The organism is Vulcanisaeta sp. EB80, from assembly GCF_002078205.2.
On record NZ_LCWN02000051.1, the window covers coordinates 1 to 16137 of the forward strand.

15 protein-coding genes and 2 pseudogenes are annotated in these 16137 nt (G+C 49.4%); 15 read left to right on the forward strand and 2 right to left on the reverse strand.

Annotated features, from left to right (window positions below; genetic code table 11):
* From B7L70_RS14305 to aroA, 4 genes and pseudogenes are all read left to right on the forward strand, one after another.
* Window positions 1-204 (forward strand): annotated as a pseudogene (locus B7L70_RS14305) (hypothetical protein); the annotation flags it as partial.
* A gap of 61 nt (window positions 205-265) precedes the next feature.
* Window positions 266-1012, forward strand: a pseudogene (locus tag B7L70_RS14310) (1-deoxy-D-xylulose-5-phosphate synthase N-terminal domain-containing protein); the annotation flags it as partial.
* A gap of 48 nt (window positions 1013-1060) precedes the next feature.
* Window positions 1061-1978 carry a transketolase family protein gene (locus B7L70_RS14315; protein WP_369907344.1) on the forward strand — a complete coding sequence of 306 codons (918 nt, stop codon included), beginning with the start codon at window positions 1061-1063 and terminating at the stop codon, window positions 1976-1978.
* Between the two features lie 33 nt (window positions 1979-2011).
* Entirely contained in the window at window positions 2012-3301 is a 1290-nt protein-coding gene (gene aroA / locus B7L70_RS08835) for a 3-phosphoshikimate 1-carboxyvinyltransferase (RefSeq protein WP_081227488.1), read from the forward strand.
* An 8-nt stretch (window positions 3302-3309) separates the two neighbouring features.
* Here aroA and mqnC read toward each other — a convergent pair whose 3' ends face one another.
* Entirely contained in the window at window positions 3310-4383 is a 1074-nt protein-coding gene (gene mqnC / locus B7L70_RS08840) for a cyclic dehypoxanthinyl futalosine synthase (protein WP_081227499.1), read from the reverse strand.
* A gap of 94 nt (window positions 4384-4477) precedes the next feature.
* Between mqnC and B7L70_RS08845 the strand changes: the two genes are divergently transcribed.
* The 4 genes from B7L70_RS08845 (at window position 4478) to B7L70_RS08860 (ending at window position 7721) form a co-directional block, all read left to right on the forward strand.
* Entirely contained in the window at window positions 4478-5566 is a 1089-nt protein-coding gene (locus tag B7L70_RS08845; protein WP_081227489.1) for a CofH family radical SAM protein, read from the forward strand.
* Window positions 5563-6318: an MqnA/MqnD/SBP family protein gene (locus B7L70_RS08850; protein ID WP_081227490.1), complete on the forward strand. Its 756-nt coding sequence runs from the start codon at window positions 5563-5565 to the stop codon at window positions 6316-6318. Before B7L70_RS08845 ends, B7L70_RS08850 begins: the two co-directional genes overlap by 4 nt.
* A 30-nt stretch (window positions 6319-6348) precedes the next feature.
* Window positions 6349-7149, forward strand: coding sequence for a menaquinone biosynthesis family protein (locus B7L70_RS08855; protein WP_081227500.1), 801 nt, complete (start codon window positions 6349-6351; stop codon window positions 7147-7149).
* A 134-nt stretch (window positions 7150-7283) separates the two neighbouring features.
* The gene (locus tag B7L70_RS08860; RefSeq protein WP_081227491.1) at window positions 7284-7721 is read left to right on the forward strand and encodes a 2-oxoacid:acceptor oxidoreductase family protein; all 438 of its coding nucleotides are present in this window, start codon (window positions 7284-7286) and stop codon (window positions 7719-7721) included.
* 3 nt (window positions 7722-7724) lie between these two features.
* On the opposite strand, the gene B7L70_RS08865 is transcribed toward B7L70_RS08860, so the two are convergent.
* On the reverse strand, window positions 7725-8465 hold the full coding sequence (locus tag B7L70_RS08865; RefSeq protein ID WP_081227492.1) for an indole-3-glycerol-phosphate synthase: 741 nt from the start codon (window positions 8463-8465) through the stop codon (window positions 7725-7727).
* A 273-nt stretch (window positions 8466-8738) separates the two neighbouring features.
* Here B7L70_RS08865 and trpA point away from each other — a divergent pair, with 273 nt between their 5' ends.
* The 7 genes from trpA to B7L70_RS08900 all read left to right on the forward strand — a co-directional run.
* Window positions 8739-9458: a tryptophan synthase subunit alpha gene (trpA, locus tag B7L70_RS08870; RefSeq protein WP_081227501.1), complete on the forward strand. Its 720-nt coding sequence runs from the start codon at window positions 8739-8741 to the stop codon at window positions 9456-9458.
* Window positions 9455-10699: a TrpB-like pyridoxal phosphate-dependent enzyme gene (locus tag B7L70_RS08875; protein WP_081227493.1), complete on the forward strand. Its 1245-nt coding sequence runs from the start codon at window positions 9455-9457 to the stop codon at window positions 10697-10699. The genes trpA and B7L70_RS08875 overlap by 4 nt, the downstream gene beginning before the upstream one ends.
* Before the next feature lie 5 nt (window positions 10700-10704).
* Complete coding sequence (gene trpD, locus B7L70_RS08880; RefSeq protein WP_202908721.1) at window positions 10705-11712, forward strand: anthranilate phosphoribosyltransferase; 1008 nt, start codon at window positions 10705-10707, stop codon at window positions 11710-11712.
* Entirely contained in the window at window positions 11709-12344 is a 636-nt protein-coding gene (locus tag B7L70_RS08885) for a phosphoribosylanthranilate isomerase (protein ID WP_081227495.1), read from the forward strand. The genes trpD and B7L70_RS08885 overlap by 4 nt, the downstream gene beginning before the upstream one ends.
* Window positions 12334-13593 carry a chorismate-binding protein gene (locus tag B7L70_RS08890; RefSeq protein WP_081227496.1) on the forward strand — a complete coding sequence of 420 codons (1260 nt, stop codon included), beginning with the start codon at window positions 12334-12336 and terminating at the stop codon, window positions 13591-13593. Before B7L70_RS08885 ends, B7L70_RS08890 begins: the two co-directional genes overlap by 11 nt.
* Complete coding sequence (locus B7L70_RS08895; protein ID WP_081227497.1) at window positions 13590-14180, forward strand: aminodeoxychorismate/anthranilate synthase component II; 591 nt, start codon at window positions 13590-13592, stop codon at window positions 14178-14180. Before B7L70_RS08890 ends, B7L70_RS08895 begins: the two co-directional genes overlap by 4 nt.
* Window positions 14181-14702: 522 nt before the next feature.
* Window positions 14703-16137, forward strand: a 1435-nt coding sequence (locus B7L70_RS08900) for a PEP/pyruvate-binding domain-containing protein (protein WP_238376182.1), incomplete at its 3' end; no start/stop codon positions are given.

Below are 16137 nucleotides of genomic sequence, written 5' to 3' on the forward strand. Positions count from 1 at the left end.
CACAGCGACCTAAATGGGGCATTGAACATAATGAGGAAGGCAACAGGCAAAGTGCCTTTAATCATAAAGAAGCCACTCTCCTTCACCGTAGACCACAACAAAGTAGCACCCACAAAGCGGTGTAACAACCAAGACCCCAACAAAACCCGCCACAAAAGGCGGGAAAGGGGTCAGTTTTATGCAAACTATAGAAAATATAGGTGAGGATAATCCTTAAATATTTATTATGTTTGTGGTTTGGTCGTATGGAATATCGAAACTTCCAATGGTGATTGGGAAGCTGAGCGATATCCCGAACTTCGATAGGCTTGTGGAGGTTAGGGATAAGGCGAGGGAGGTTTTGCTAAGGCTTGATAGGGAGTTTCCATACGTACACCTTGGATCATCGCTTGCGGCGCTTGATATAGTGAACTTGGTGATTAGGGTAATGAGGAGGGGTGGTGAGTGTGGGGATAGGTTCATCCTGAGCATTGGTCATGTGGCACCGGCTTTGTACTCAATATTGGTTGTTGAGGGGTTAATACCTATTGAAAGACTTATGGAGATTAACCAAACACACTCGGTCATATCAACCCATGCAGACAACATGGATTTACCGTACATAGACGCCACCACTGGCTCGCTAGGTCAAGGCTTAAGCATGGGTGTTGGTTTAGCATTGGCTAATAGGGTTAGGGGTTGTGGTGATAGTGTCGTCTATGTGCTGCTAGGTGATGGTGAGCTTAATGAGGGCCAATCCTGGGAGGCCGCTATGACGGCTGTTAAATACGGCGTCGATAACCTAATAGCCATAATCAGTTTGAACGGTTACCAACTCGATGGATCAACATCGACAATAAAGCCCGTAAACTATGCGAGGATCTTTGAGGCGATCGGTTGGAATGTGCTTTATGGCAATGGTCATGATTATGAGGAAATGTTTAGGTTGTTGATGAAGGCCAGGGAGTTTAGGAACAAGCCCACAGCCATATTCCTAAGCACGGTTAGGGGTAAGGGCGTGAGAGGTCTCGAAAATACCCACAAACAAACGCTCAATCCACCACCCAGGCCCCAGTTCTCCATGAGGGAAGCCCTAGGCGTAACACTCGCAAGGCTTGGTGAGGATAACGATAGACTCGTTGTTATTACGGCTGACGTTGGCGAGTCAACGAGGGCTAGGTATTTTGGTGAGAGATTCCCTGGTAGGTATTTCAACGTGGGCATTTCCGAGCAGGACCTAATCGGCGTTGCGGTGGGATTCGCGCTTGGTGGTTATGTACCGGTGGCGGTAGCATACGCAATGTTTATGATGAGGGGTTGGGAACAGGTTAGGAATTCCCTGGGTAGGATGAACCTGAATGTAAAGCTGGTGGCGACTCACGCGGGCTTGAGCGATTTCGCCGATGGACCAAGCCACCAGGCCCTTGAGGACATAGCCCTAATGAGGAGCTTGGATAACATGGTCGTCATAGCGCCAGCCGATGCTTGGGATGTGGAGAGGGTGTTGCCAAGGGTTATTGAGCATAAAGGCCCTGTCTACGTTAGGATTGGACGCGACTACTCACCACCGATAACGATGGACTTGGATTATGAGTTCAGGATTGGTGAATTATATAGTATTGTTGATGGCGATGATGTGGCGATAATGGGTTACGGCCCAGTCCTATACAATGCCGTGCAGGCCGCGTTAAACCTAAGGAAGATGGGTGTGAGCGCTGGGGTTTATAATGTACCGACAATAAAGCCCCTAAATGAGGATCTCATTAGGAGGATTGCCCGTAGGGTTGGTAGGATAATCGTGGTTGAGGAGCACTCACCGAGGGGTGGGCTTGGCTCAGCAATAGCGGAGTTGGTGAGTGGTATGGCTAGGGTTAGGATTTTTGGTGTTAATGGTTATGGGCATTGGGGTAGATCTGAGGAGGAGTTACTGAGATTCTATGGGCTTGATGAGGAGTCGATAATGGACTCGGTGCTTAAGTTATTGAATGCACCATCTTAAAGCTTATTATTCATTAACCTAGGTTATTTCATAATGGGTAAGTTAATCATTAATGGATTTAACCCCAGGGAGGGCATTGTCGAAGCACCACCGAGTAAGGCCTTTACCCTGAGGTACCTGCTGGCTTCGGCATTATCAAGGACCTGGGTCACACTTGGTGGGTTGAATTGGGGTGATGATACTTGGTCGATGCTGAGGGGAGTTAAGCCCATAGCGGAGATCGAGATTAGGGGCGGACAGGTCAGGGCTAGGCGTGGGGTTGATCCAGGGAGGTTTAGGGTTATTGATGTTGGTGAGAGTGGTTTTACGTTCAGAACCCTAACTGGGGTGTACTCAGGTATTGAGGGTACCACACTGCTCATACCCAGGGGTTCACTGGTGGGTAGGCCGATGGATGAGTTGATAAATGCCCTGAGGAGCATAAATGCTAAGATCGATAGGTCTGGAGGCATTGTTAGGATTGTTGGTGGTAGGTTGGTTGGTGGTTACGTGTCAATAAGTGGTTCAATCAGTTCGCAATACATATCATCGCTACTATACCTAGCACCATTAACTGAGGGAGGCATTGAGGCTAGCATAAAACCGCCCATCAAATCCAGGCCGTACATAGACGCAACCCTGACAGTACTTAGGGAGTTTGGCATAAAGGTTGAGGTTGAGGATAACTCAATATACGTCAGTGGTTCTCAGGATTATAGGGCTATTAATGAGGAGGTTACGGTACCTGGCGATTACGCCCTATCAGCCTTTTACATAGTCCTCGCAACCTTGGCAGGTATTGACTTAAAAATAATGGGTCTGTATAGGGACAAGGCTGTGGAGGGTGAGTATGCGTTCATAGGCCATGCCAGGAACATGGGCGTTGAGGTTGAGGAACATGGGGACTCCCTATTGGTTAGGGGTTCGGCGGTTAAGGAGTTAAGACCAATAACGGTTGATCTTGGGGATTCGCCCGACATAGCAATGCCGTTGGCCCTATTAATGGCTAGGGCGAGGGGCAGGTCTAGGATGACTGGTGTGGGGCATTTGGCGTATAAGGAGAGCAATAGGTTGAGGACTATGGCTGAGGTACTGAGGTGCTTGGGTGCTTCGGCGAGTATCAATGAGGGTGAGGGTGTTATGGAGATCGATGGCGTCAACGAGTTCGTTGGTGGTTGTGAGGTTAATACGCAGGGTGATCACAGGATCATAGCCATGAGCGTAATTGGTGGTTTGTTGGCTAGAAAGCCCGTGATTGTTATGGATTGGGAGGGCGTGAGCAAGTCCTGGCCAACCTTTACGTGGGATTTGGAGAAGCTTGGTGCTAACTTTAAGTATTACTAAACGCCACCTTAGTAATACTTGGTTACCCTATACCAATTATCCCTCTCAGCCGGTCTCAAACCAAGCCCCCTAATTAGATTAACCACATCGTCCCTAGTTAGTACGGGCATACTAAGCCCCGTAGCTGGTATAACCCTCTCCTCATAAAGCGTACCTCCGAAGTCGTTAGCACCGAACCTAAGCGCCAACCTAGCTGCGTCAAGGCCGTTCGAGAGCCAGCTTGATTGTATGTGGGGCAACTCATTCCTAAACACCAACCTAGCCACTGAAACAACCCTTAGGAGTGTTGCCGATGTCTTTGGGTACGGAATAGCCCGCGTCAACTCACTATTTCCTGGTTCAAAATTCCAGGCTGTGAATGAGAGGAAGCCATGTGTCCTCCTCTGCAGCTGGAGTATGTTGTACAAGTGTTCAGCCCAATCCCTCCTAGTTTCCAGGTGCCCATACATCATTGTGGCGTTGCTCATTATGCCCATCCTATGCGCCGTCTCCATAATAAGCAGCCAATCACCAGTGCTTATCTTGTGCGGCGCAATCTCCCTCCTAACCCTATCAACGAGTATCTCACCGCCACCACCAGCCAGGGTATCCATGCCAGCCAGCCTCAACCTATCGAGAACCTCGGCATAGCTCATCCTATGCTTCCTAGCCAGGTAATCAACCTCGATTGGGCTGAGACCGTGTATAGCCACGTGCGGTAGCCTAGCCTTTATCGCCTTGAACAAGCTCTCGTAATACTCAATACCTAGCTCGGGGTTTATACCACCCTGGACAAGGACCTGCCTAATCCCGAAGGTCTTATCCACATACTCAACCCTCCTAACAGCCTCCTCAACACTCAACGTATACGCCTCCGGATGCCCTGGGGGTCTATAGAAAGCACAGAACCTGCAGGCTATCACGCACACGTTGGTGTAATTAAGTATCATGTTTGGGATAAAGGTCACCACATCGCCGAAGTACTTCCGTGTTAGGGACTCAGCGGCCATGCCCAAATCCCACAGGTCAACGTCAAATAACGCCTCAATATCGGTAATACCCAACTTATCGCCATACAAAGCCTTCTCTAGGGGATTACTCACATAACCGTGCCTATGCACCCCCTTATTTATATTAACGCGTATTTCCACCTAACGTGGAGCAATAACTTATAAAGTAATGTGAGCACCTCATGAGGTGTGCGATGCCGATTATGTACGGAGCATCGTGAATAATGGATTATCTAAAAACGATGCCGTTAGGTTATTCGTTGAGTGCGATTTCAGGGTATTAGCTAAGGTGGCTAATGAAATTACCGAGAAAGTAACGGGAAACTCCGTGACCTTCGTAAACAATGTCGTGATCAACTACAGCAACATCTGCGTGGCACAATGCCCCATATGCGCATTCTATAGACCACCAAAACACCCAGAGGCCTACGTCAGGTCGCCGCAGGAGATAATAAACGCCGTTAGGGAGGCCAGGGCTAGGTATGGTGTTGATGAACTCCACATAAACGGTGGTTTCAACCCAGACCTAACCATCGAGTACTTCGAGGAGGTGTTCAGCGGTGTTAAGAGGGCTGTGCCTGAGATAATAATCAAGGGACCCACGGCGGCTGAGGTCGACTTCTACGCCAGGGTTTGGAGAATGAGCAGTAGGGAGGTTCTCGAGAGACTTAAGGTTGCTGGGTTGGATGTATTGTCTGGTGGGGGAGCGGAGATATTGAGTGAGGATGTTAGGAAAATCATAACACCGTATAAGTTCGATGCAAATACCTGGTTAAGAATACAGAAGGAAGCCCATGAGGTTGGTCTCCACACAAACGCAACAATGCTTTATGGGCACATTGAGCAGCCGCACCACATTGTTGAGCACGTGATGGCTATCAAGAGGCTACAGGAGGAGACTGGTGGTGTGTTGATGTTTATACCAATAAAGTTCGTACCATGGAACACCAGGTTGCTTAAGGACGGTATTGTTAAGGGACCGGCACCGCCTGAGTATGATATTAAGGTCATCGCAATATCGAGGCTAATACTTGGCAGTACTATAGGGAGGATTGGGGCCTATTGGGCATCCACGGGTAAGAGGCTGGCGTCAACACTGCTGTTGTCTGGCGCTAACGACCTGGTTGGCACCATGATCAATGAGCAGGTCATGAAACAGGCGGGCCTTCGTGAATATACAACAATTGAGGAGTTGGCTAGTATAGCTAGGGAGGTTGGTAGGAGGCCGTATCTCAGGGATACCTTGCATAGGAAGTTGATTGAGGTGAAGCCATGAGGGTTGCCAGGCTTAGGTATGTACACAGTGACCCATTATTCCGTTACTCCGGGTTGAACCCCCTATCTGTTGGCAATAATGAATCTATAAAGTTGGTACTTGAGGGCGCTGTGGATGTGGCTTTTGTCCCCATAACCTACGCCGCAATGCACTGCGACGCGCTTATTGTCATACCCGCCTTCGCAATCTATAGCCGAGGACCCATAATATCGGCCAGACTATTCAGGGGCCTAGGTAGGGGATTCGCCGCCGTTGAGGACACAAGCGTTAATGCCCTGGCACTCTCGAAATTAATGGGCATCACATTCAATAGGGTTTCGGACCCCATAGATGCACTCAATAAGTACGAGGGAGTGTTGGTCATAGGTGATGAGGCGCTCAGAATGGTTGACAGGGGGTTCCCGTACATAGTGGACGTTGGTGAGCTTTGGGAGTCGAGGGTGGGCAAACCACTTGTTTACGCAGTCATGGTGACTAGGGTTGGTGTTGACTATGAGGGGGTTAAGCACGTCATTGATTCATTAAGCAAATCCCTCAATAAGTTCTTCGGGAATCCAGATCCATTGATTGAGGAGGTTTCCCGTAGGTTGGGTGTTTCTGAGAAAATCACTAGGGATTACTTGCTAGGTAGTGTCAAGTATGTTGTTAATGATGAGGTTATTAAGGGCATAAGTGAGGAATTAACGATCTTCGGATTGCCCAACTGCCTAAATTATCTTGAGCTGGGCGAGGGAAGTAATGTTATTAAGTGAGGTAATTCAGGAATCCCCTGGTTGGTGTGCATGGAGTTGCTTGTTGGGCATAGTCCTGACCCTGACGATGCATTCATGTTCTACGCCCTCAAGAGAGGCAAGGTTAATGCTCCGTTTAGGGTTAGGGAGTTCCTGGTGGATATTGAGACCCTTAACAAGTTAGCGATGCATGCTAGGTTGGATGTGTCTGCGGTTAGTACGCACGCCATGGCATACATAGGCGATAGGTACTACATACTGAGGGTTGGGGCGTCCATGGGCATTAGGTACGGCCCTGTGGTTGTTGGTAAGGGAGATAAGCCAGGACTCGTGGCCGTACCGGGCACCTACACGACAGCCACCTTACTACTAAGGCTTGCAATGCCCGACGCTAAAACGGTGGAGCTGCCGTTTGATAAGATAATGGATGCTGTATCAAACGGCGTGGTTGACGCTGGAGTCTTAATTCACGAGGGACAGATAACGTATGAGAGGCATGGGTTGAGGAAGATAATGGATCTCGGTGAGTGGTGGTTCGAGCAGACAAAATTACCGACACCCCTCGGTCTCGATGTCGTGAAGGCATCACTAGGTATGGACGTAGCCACCGAGGTGAAGAGGGCACTTACCGAATCCCTTCGTTATGCGATGAATAACCCTGAGGAGGCGTTGAGGCATGCCATGGAATTCGCCAGGGGCTTGAGCTTAGAGGATACGAGGAGGTTCGTGTATATGTACATCAATGACTACACAATGGACATGGGTGTCGACGGTGAGAGGGCGATTAAGACCCTTCTTGAGTGGGGTGCGGATGAGAGGATCATACCGAGGACGCAGGTACTGATTGTGTAGTGGCATGGTTAAATTGCGCATTGATAGGCCACGACTGTCTAAATATGTATTTAACCATTGACTAAGTTCTTAATTATAATTCCTTAAGAATTTGCATAAATCCTTTTATTAAGCATTGAATACATCAGCCACGTATGCCCGAGGTACATGAAGTAATATTCTACGGTAAAAGTGGGGATGGCATTCATCTAATGGTTGATCGGCTGGTTCAGGACTTGATAAGGCGTGGATTTTATGTAATGGCTTACCCTGAGTATGACCCAGAGCGTAGAGAGACTATGGCTAGGGTGCATGTTAGGGTGTCGAAAGAACCCATTTACGAGAGAGGCCCGGTCACGAGGCCTGAGGTTGCGGTTTTCATGGACTTCAGATTACTCAAGCACGCTAAGGAGGCGCTTGGTGCTGGAAAGATTATTGTGAATGCGCCAAGTAAGGACTTACTAAGTAATTACCTGGGTGATAATGACATCAAGCCTGAGTTATACGTAATTGACTTGCATGGTCTCAAGAGGAAGGGCATTGATTATACACCGCACATAACTGAGTTGGTAACGAAGGCACTAGGCCTCTAAACTTCAAAGCCTCACATTCGCCAAATCCCTAGAGAGCTCAGGCCTCCTCATTAATGCTGTGCCAACAAGTATTGCGTTCGCGCCCTCCCTAGCTAATTTAACAGCGTCATCAACATCCTTCACACCACTCTCGGCAATCACTAAGTCAGCCTTGCCCCTAACAAGCCTAATTATCGATATGGATCGATCAAGAGACACGGATAAGTTGCCCAAATCCCTAGCGTTAATACCTAACATAATGTTAGGATTCGTATTCACAACATCGATCGCGTCATCCTCATTGTCAACCTCAATGAGGGGTTCAAGACCCTCCTTAACGGCTAATTCCACGAAATCCCATAGTCTATCACCCAATAACCTCTTTATAAGGAGGATAGAACTTGCGCCAAGCTCCTTGGCATCCCTCACCTGCCTTTCATCAATGACGAAGTCCTTATACAGTATTGGCTTACCGTAACCTAACGCCACCTTTATGAACAGTGGTGAGCCGAGGAAGTAGATTGGCTCAACCAATACGCTGAAGGCTGTGGCGTACCTACTGACGATGTCGAAGTACGTCCATGGGTCAAGATCGAGCCTAATGACACCACTTGGACTTGCCCTCTTGTACTCAGCAATGAGTGCCAGGTAACCCTCAGAGTTCCTATCCTCAATGGCCTTAATCATACTCGAAACCCTCACGCTGAGCCCCATCGCGTTAATACGTCTCATAGTCAACCCCCTCACCACATCTAGAAAGTCCATTAGGCATCAAATGAACGACTAGGTAAAAAGCATTGCTCACATTAAAATCCGCTGGTTTATGATGGCTGATTTCATCGTAGATGAAATGCTAAGATATCCCCCAGGATAAGGAGGTTGGAAACTAAGCTAAGTAGGATATTTAGATTACTGAAATTATTATAGGGTTATAAATTATTTCGTGGATTAATAGTTATTATAGATAAGCATGTGGGTTGTATACATAATGTTTTTAAACCCCTTAGCGCCCAACCTGTTGGTGGGTATCATGCCCCAATGGAGATAAGAAAACCGGGTCTCGGCGCCTATATAACAGCTACCTACCCAAACAAGGTCTTGTTTCTAAATGCCGTTAAGTGCCTCTCGGAGGTCTCGGATTTCCTCGAGGTTGGTATACCAACCTTAAATCCTAAGTATGATGGGCCAGTCATAAGGAAGACCCACTTTGCGGCTGAGTTGAAGGGGTTGGATGCGATCAATGTTGCTAGGTATGGCACCATACCAACGATACTAATGGGGTACATTGAGGATTACGCTAATAGGCTGGAGTTGGTTGCTCAGGTGGCTAGTGAGGTTGGTGCGTCCTCAGTCCTATTCCCAGACCTACTCTTCGAACATATTGATAGGCTTGAGGATTACGTGGTAACCATGAGGAATTATGGCTTAAGGCCAAGCTTCTTCGTAGCCAGCAACACACCTCATAGACTTGTGAACCTGCTCGTTAAGTATGAACCACTCTTCATGTACCTAGGGCTTTACGCAGCCACTGGTATAAAGCTGCCGCTATACATTGAGAGGAATATTAGAGAGGTTAGGAGGCTTGTTGATGGCACGACCCTAGTTGCTGGTTTTGCAATAAATAGCCCTGAAATGGTTAGGTTGGTAATCAATGCTGGAGCAGATGCTGTGGTTGTTGGTACGGCGCTTGTGGATAAACTAGGTAATGGGGAGGAATGTAGGAGATTCATGATGGAACTAAGGGGTGGTTTAGCATGATGATACCCCACTATTGGTATAACATAAATGTGGATTTGCCAAAGCCGTTACCACCACCCATAGACCCCTACGATGGGGATTCAAGGATAGCATTGCTCATGAGGATACTACCAAGCGAGTTGTTGGATCAGGAGTTCACGGCACTTAGGTATGTCCCAATACCCGATGAGGTTAGGGAGTTATACGCGAGGATTGGCAGACCAACACCACTATTCAGGGCTGTGGGTCTCGAGAGGGCGTTGAATACTGGTGTTCGGATCTACTATAAGTTCGAGGGTGCATTACCCGCTGGTTCTCATAAGCTTAATACAGCGTTGGCGCAGGTTTACTACGCCATTAAGGACAAGGCTAGGGAGGTTGTTACCGAAACAGGCGCTGGACAGTGGGGTTTGGCCGTTTCATTAGCGTCGTCATTACTTGGTATTAAGGCCACGGTCTTTATGACGAGGAGCTCATACATGGGCAAGAAGAATAGGGTTCTGTTCATGAGGGTTTATGGCGCCGATGTGCACCCAAGCCCGAGTGAGTTGACGAAATACGGTAGGGAGGCACTCAGGGCTAGGCCGGATCACCCAGGTAGTTTGGGGTTGGCTATTACCGAGGCCATTGAGTACACGCTCATGGGTGAGGGTAGGAAGTACATACCAGGTAGTGTGCTTGGCTTCGTTGTACTTCACCAAACCGTGATCGGCATGGAGGCTATAAAGCAATTACCTGAGGAGCCCGACTTGGTAATAGGGTGCGTTGGCGGTGGCTCGAACTTCAGTGGTTTCTCATTCCCAATGATAGGCGCGAAGCTGAGGGGTGAGGGTTTTGAAAGAACGAGGTTCCTTGCCGTGGAGTCTGAGGCGGCGCCTAAGTTAACGAAGGGTGAGTACACCTACGACTTTCCAGATACGGGTGGTTTATTACCCATGGTGAAGATGTTGACGCTGGGCCACGACTTCGTACCACCACCAACACATGCCGCTGGGCTTAGGTACCACGGCGCCGCACCAGCCCTTTCATTGCTTACCAGGGAGGGTATTGTTGAGGCTAGGTCGTATGGGCAGGATGAGGTCATGGAAGCTGCGAGGCTCTTTGCCAGGGCTGAGGGAATAATACCGGCGCCAGAGTCCTCCCATGCAATTAGGGCTGTGATTGATGAGGCTAGGAGATTACCGCGAGGCTCCGTCATCGCGTTTAACCTATCGGGACACGGTTTGCTGGATCAGGACTTCTACGAGAGGATTGTTGGGTGATGGGCATGAGGAACATCCTCGACAAAATCGCCAGAAGGGTCGATCTAACACTCGAGGAGGCCTATGGTGTGGCCAGGGACATGCTCAACGGAATTGATGAGGCCTTGGGTGCGGCGATATTGATGGGGTTGAGGGTTAAGGGGGAGGTTGCCGAGGAGATCGCTGGTTTTGCCAAGGCGCTTAGGGATAGCTGTGTGAGGATACCGCTTGGTGATGAGGGGGTTAGGTTCATAGACACCGCAGGCACTGGGGGTGATGGTTTCGGTACACTGAATGCATCAACAATAGCCGCGCTGGTCTCGGCCTACCTGGGGGCCTACGTTGTTAAGCACGGCAATAGGGGTGTTTCATCGGCATCCGGCAGTGCTGACTTCCTGGAAACCCTTGGCTTTAACATAAACATACCTCCCGATAAGGCGGCGCAGATGGCGCTTAAGCATAGGTTCACCTTCGCCTTCGCCCCCGCCTACCACCCAGCAATGCGCAATGTCATGCCAATAAGGAAGAAGTTGGGTATTAGGACGATATTCAACCTGATAGGGCCCCTGGCGAACCCAGCCCTGGTAACTAGGCAGTTAATTGGTGTCGCTGAACCGCATCTATTGGATACCATGGCCCGCGCAGCCTCGGTGCTCGATTTCGAAAGGGCCGTCCTTGTTCACGGGGAGCCGGGCATTGACGAGGTTTCCGTGTTCGGCAAAACCACCGTTGTAGAGGTGAGGAGGTCTAGTGTGGATAAGTACTCCATAGAGCCGAGGGACTTGGGCCTGGGTACCTATAGGGTTGATGATGTCCGTGTCGCAAGCCCTCTCGATAGTGTTGAGAGGTTTAGGAGGGCTGTGGCTGGCGTTGATGCTGCGGCTAGGGATTTCATAATAGCCAACACCGCCTTCGCGCTCTACGTGGCTGGTGTGGTTAGAGATTTGAGGGATGGTGTTGAGCTTGTCAAGTCAGGGTTGGATGAGGGCCTATGGGGCTATATCGATGAACTCGTCAGGGTGAGTAGGTCATGACGCTCATGAAGGTGTGTGGTGTAACTAATGTGGATGATGCCATAATGGTGAGTAGGTACGCGGATTACGTTGGCGTTATCGTAATGTCCAAAGTCGCCACACCAAGGCTCGTGGATCTAGGCGTGGCTAGGGATATTGCCAACAGTGTTGGTTACCGAAAGCCTGTGGCTGTTGTTGAGGGAGTTGACCTTAAGTCCGCTGTTGACCTCGCATCCAGGTTGGGCTTCCCCGTTGTGCAGTATCACGGTATGGTGGACATTGATGGCTTGAGGATGGCACGTAAGTACGGCCTTAGGATCGCCCCAGTAATTAACTATAATGATGAGCATGGGCTTTCTAGGATTACCGAGTTGGTTGATCATGATGATGTGGAGTACGTATTGATCGACGCGCCCAAGGTTGGTTATAAATCATTTGAGCATGGTTTGAAGATACCCATTGATGTGGTGAGGAGGTTCGGTGGCGTTAATAAGGTAGGGTTTGCGGGCGGTATTAACCCAAGCAATGTGGGTGTTATCCTTAGGTATAGGCCGTACCTAATAGACGTTAGCTCCGGTGTTGAGTCAAGCCCTGGGCGTAAAGATGAGAAGTTGGTGAGGAGGTTATACGAGGTGATTAAGAATGGTGGTTAGGAAGATACCTCTACAATACATGCCGAAGCCCAGGGATTTGGTTAGGGCGTTGGTTAGTAATGGTGAGGATCACGTCGCATTACTCGAGAGCGGCCCTGGTTTCCCAAGTAGAGCCAGGTACACGGTGGTTGCCTGGGGCGTTGATGAGGAGTTAATAATCGAGTGGGATGGTGATTTATACGGTGAGCTTCAACGCATTACTAAGGGCCTAGGCGATCTCGAGCATGGTGATGTTGCCCTGGGCTACCTATCGTACGAAGCCGTGATACATATAGAGCCATACCTAGCAAAATTACTGCCGAAGCCCAACTGGCCTGTTGCAGAGTTCTTCAAGCCAGCAAACGTGGTTGTTTACGATAACCTACTGGGTAGGGCGTATGTGAGGGGTGAATTGCTGAGGGATGCTAAGATTGAGCACGGGGATTTTGAGGTTGTTGGTAGACTTGGCGCAACGCCTAAGGAATCCTTCATTTCCTGGGTTGAGAGAGCCCTTGAGGATATTAGGAATGGTGAGGTTTTCCAGGTTGTCCTGTCTAGGTATGAGGATTACCAAGTTAGGGGTGACCTAATGACGCTCTACGAAAACCTAGCCGACCTAAACCCATCACCCTACATGTACTACATGAGGTTTAGGGATAGGTACATAACAGGTACTAGCCCTGAGTTGTTGGTTAAGGTTGAGGGAAACATTGTGGAGACACACCCAATAGCCGGCACGAGACCCAGAGGTGCTGATGCCTGGGAGGACCTTAGGCTTGAGGATGAGTTGATGGGTAGTATCAAGGATAGGGCTGAGCACGTGATGCTCGTTGACCTGGCACGCAACGATCTAGGTAAGGTATGCAGGTTCGGCACAGTTAGGGTTAAGGAGCTCTACGCCGTTGAGAAATACCAAAGCGTGCAGCACCTCGTATCCCGCGTAGAGGGTGTCCTAGAGAGGGGTTACAACGTAGTCGACGCCCTCTTTGCCGCGTTCCCAGCCGGTACCGTGAGTGGTGCGCCCAAGCCTAGGGCCATGGAGCTTATCGCAAAGTACGAAAGGGAGGCCAGGGGGCCGTACGCGGGCGCCCTGGGTATACTCAGTGGTGATGGTGGTGAGTTCGCGATAATAATTAGGTCGATAATGATAAATAAGGACATAGCTAGGATACAGGCGGGCGCCGGCATCGTATACGACTCAGTGCCCGAACTTGAGTTTCAAGAGACCGAGCACAAACTCGGGTCTTTGAAGAGGGTGATGGGGATATGAGTACGGTAGTCATAATAGATAATTACGACTCCTTCGTATACAACATAGCGCAGTATATCGGTGAACTGGGTGCCAAGCCTTTGGTTTTTAGGAATGACGAGGTTACGGTGAAGGTGATAGAGAGGCTTAGGCCTGGCGGTATAATAATATCTCCAGGGCCTGGAAATCCCCTGAACCCGAGGGATGTGGGTATATCGCCCGAGGTCATTAGGCACTTCGCGGGTAGGGTGCCAATACTGGGCGTATGCCTTGGCCACCAAATAATTGGCGCAGTCTACGGAGCTAGGGTTAGGAGGGCTAGGGTCATTAAGCACGGCAAGACAAGCACAATAAGGGTGATTAGCGACTCGATACTATTTAAGAACCTACCAAAGGCCTTCGAGGGTATGAGGTACCACAGCCTCGTTATAGATGATGTAAAGGAGCCGCTGAGGGTTACGGCGGTTAGTGAGGATGATGGTGAGGTAATGGCTGTGGAGCACATTGAATATTCGATATTTGGCGTTCAATTCCACCCTGAAAGCGTGGGGACGCAATACGGCATCCGAATAATACGAAACTTCCTAGACACCCTTAATTACGATTAACCCTTACTCGAAACAATAGCCGTAAGCCTATGTAAACCCAAGTCCCTCATTCCGGGTCCTCATCGAAGGCCTTAGCGGGTTGTTGAGTGTGCGGCATAGAAGCCATAGCCGTCTCTCCAGAAGCATTTCAAATACCATTGCCTCTGTAAAGTATAGGTATTTAAAACATCATCGCCAAACATTGTGCCAATAAGATAACGAAGTTCTCTACGATTTATTAGTTAGTTATTAATTTTTCCGTATTTTCTTGAGAGAGCAGTAACTCAATCCTCTAAGTGAAGTGCCCTATCCACACCGTATCACCCGATAATAAGAGAGGGTGGCTAAGCCCGAGCCCGCCGGGTAAAAGCCTAAGAGTGGAAGTGGTTGCCCTGCAAACACGGGTAATTTAAACCAGCCAAGGTGTAGAAAGCGAGATATATCAAATGTTGAATAAATATTTATCTATTAATTAATTTCGTTGGTTTAATAATGATTTATCCATACAAATGTATTTAATTAGTTATATCTTACGGTGCTCTCGTGAGCTCCCGAAAACTCATTATTTGGCTTGGCGAGGGTTTGGAGGAGGATTCGTTGGCGCTTGGTGGTAAGGGTGCTAACCTCAATAAACTCGTTAAACTTGGTGTACCAGTTCCACCGGGTTTTGTGGTTACATCATGGGCCTTTGACTACTTCATGGAAAGTAATGGGCTTAAGGATAAGGTAATTAGTACGATTAGGGAGTTGGTTAGGGAGGGAAGGCCTGAGGAGTATGAGGAGGCAAGTAAGGCCATCAAGTCCCTGTTGTTAAATGCTGAGGTCCCCAAAGACCTGGTTGATGAGATAGCCAAGGCCTACGCGGAGCTCAGTAGGAGGGCTAATCTAAGCGCGGTCCCGGTAGCCGTTAGATCCAGCGCGACTGCCGAGGACCTCAGGACTGCGAGCTTTGCGGGTCAGCAGGACACGTACCTAAACGTTGTCGGTGTTGAGGAGGTCATTAGGCGTGTTAAGGATGTGTGGGCCAGTACGTACAGTGCCAGGGCTTTGGCGTACAGGGATGAGCACGGTATACCTCACGAGAGGAGTTCAATGGCTGTGGTGGTTCAGAAACTCGTTAATGCCAGGTCGGCTGGTGTAATGTTCACAATAAACCCAGTGACTGGTAGTGAGGATGAGGTTGTTATAGAGTCCTCCTGGGGCCTTGGCGAGGCTGTTGTGGGCGGTGAAGTCACGCCTGACAGATGGATTGTGAATAAGAGCGACCTATCAATAAGGGATAAGTACATATCCAGGAAGACTTTGATGGTTGTTAGGGACAGTGCCGGCCTCACTAAGGAGGTAGAGGTTCCACAGGACTTAGCCGTAAAACCATCCCTCAGCGATGAGGAGGTTGTAAAGCTCGCCAGGATTGGTATCGAGCTTGAGAAGGTCTATGGATACCCCCTAGACATTGAGTGGACACTTGATGCAGACACGGGCGAGGTGTACGTAGTGCAGGTAAGGCCCGAGACAGTGCATAGCGCCGGAAAGGCAAAGCGAGTTGAGGGTGGCGCAGCGGGCGGTAGGGTCGTTGTTAAGGGCATGGCTGCAAGCCCTGGTGTGGCTGTTGGTAGGGCGAGGATCTGCCTAACGCTTGAGGATGCCAGGAGCAAGATGGGTAAGGGCGACATATTGGTGACTAAGATGACCAACCCCGATTGGGTACCATACATGAAGATCGCGTCGGCCATAGTGACGGATGAGGGCGGTATGACGAGCCACGCAGCCATAGTATCTAGGGAGCTGGGTATACCAGCGATAGTGGGTACTGGGAACGCCACCAGCGTGTTAAGGGATGGTGAGGTTTACACGGTAGACGCAACGCACGGCGTGATCTACGAGGGTGAGGTCGAGGGTGTCAAGGCAGAGTCCAAGGCCCAAGCGGCCCAGGCCGTGACTACCCAAGCCGGCGATATAATACTTCACATATACAGGT

Coding starts and splice junctions, on each gene's coding strand:
- B7L70_RS14315 (WP_369907344.1), top strand. CDS start 1,061: ATGAGGGAAGCCCTAGGCGTAACACTCGCAAGGCTTGGTGAGGATAAC.
- aroA (WP_081227488.1), top strand. CDS start 2,012: ATGGGTAAGTTAATCATTAATGGATTTAACCCCAGGGAGGGCATTGTC.
- B7L70_RS08850 (WP_081227490.1), top strand. CDS start 5,563: ATGAGGGTTGCCAGGCTTAGGTATGTACACAGTGACCCATTATTCCGT.
- B7L70_RS08855 (WP_081227500.1), top strand. CDS start 6,349: ATGGAGTTGCTTGTTGGGCATAGTCCTGACCCTGACGATGCATTCATG.
- B7L70_RS08860 (WP_081227491.1), top strand. CDS start 7,284: ATGCCCGAGGTACATGAAGTAATATTCTACGGTAAAAGTGGGGATGGC.
- B7L70_RS08865 (WP_081227492.1), bottom strand. CDS start 8,465: ATGGACTTTCTAGATGTGGTGAGGGGGTTGACTATGAGACGTATTAAC.
- trpA (WP_081227501.1), top strand. CDS start 8,739: ATGGAGATAAGAAAACCGGGTCTCGGCGCCTATATAACAGCTACCTAC.
- B7L70_RS08875 (WP_081227493.1), top strand. CDS start 9,455: ATGATGATACCCCACTATTGGTATAACATAAATGTGGATTTGCCAAAG.
- trpD (WP_202908721.1), top strand. CDS start 10,705: ATGAGGAACATCCTCGACAAAATCGCCAGAAGGGTCGATCTAACACTC.
- B7L70_RS08885 (WP_081227495.1), top strand. CDS start 11,709: ATGACGCTCATGAAGGTGTGTGGTGTAACTAATGTGGATGATGCCATA.
- B7L70_RS08890 (WP_081227496.1), top strand. CDS start 12,334: ATGGTGGTTAGGAAGATACCTCTACAATACATGCCGAAGCCCAGGGAT.
- B7L70_RS08895 (WP_081227497.1), top strand. CDS start 13,590: ATGAGTACGGTAGTCATAATAGATAATTACGACTCCTTCGTATACAAC.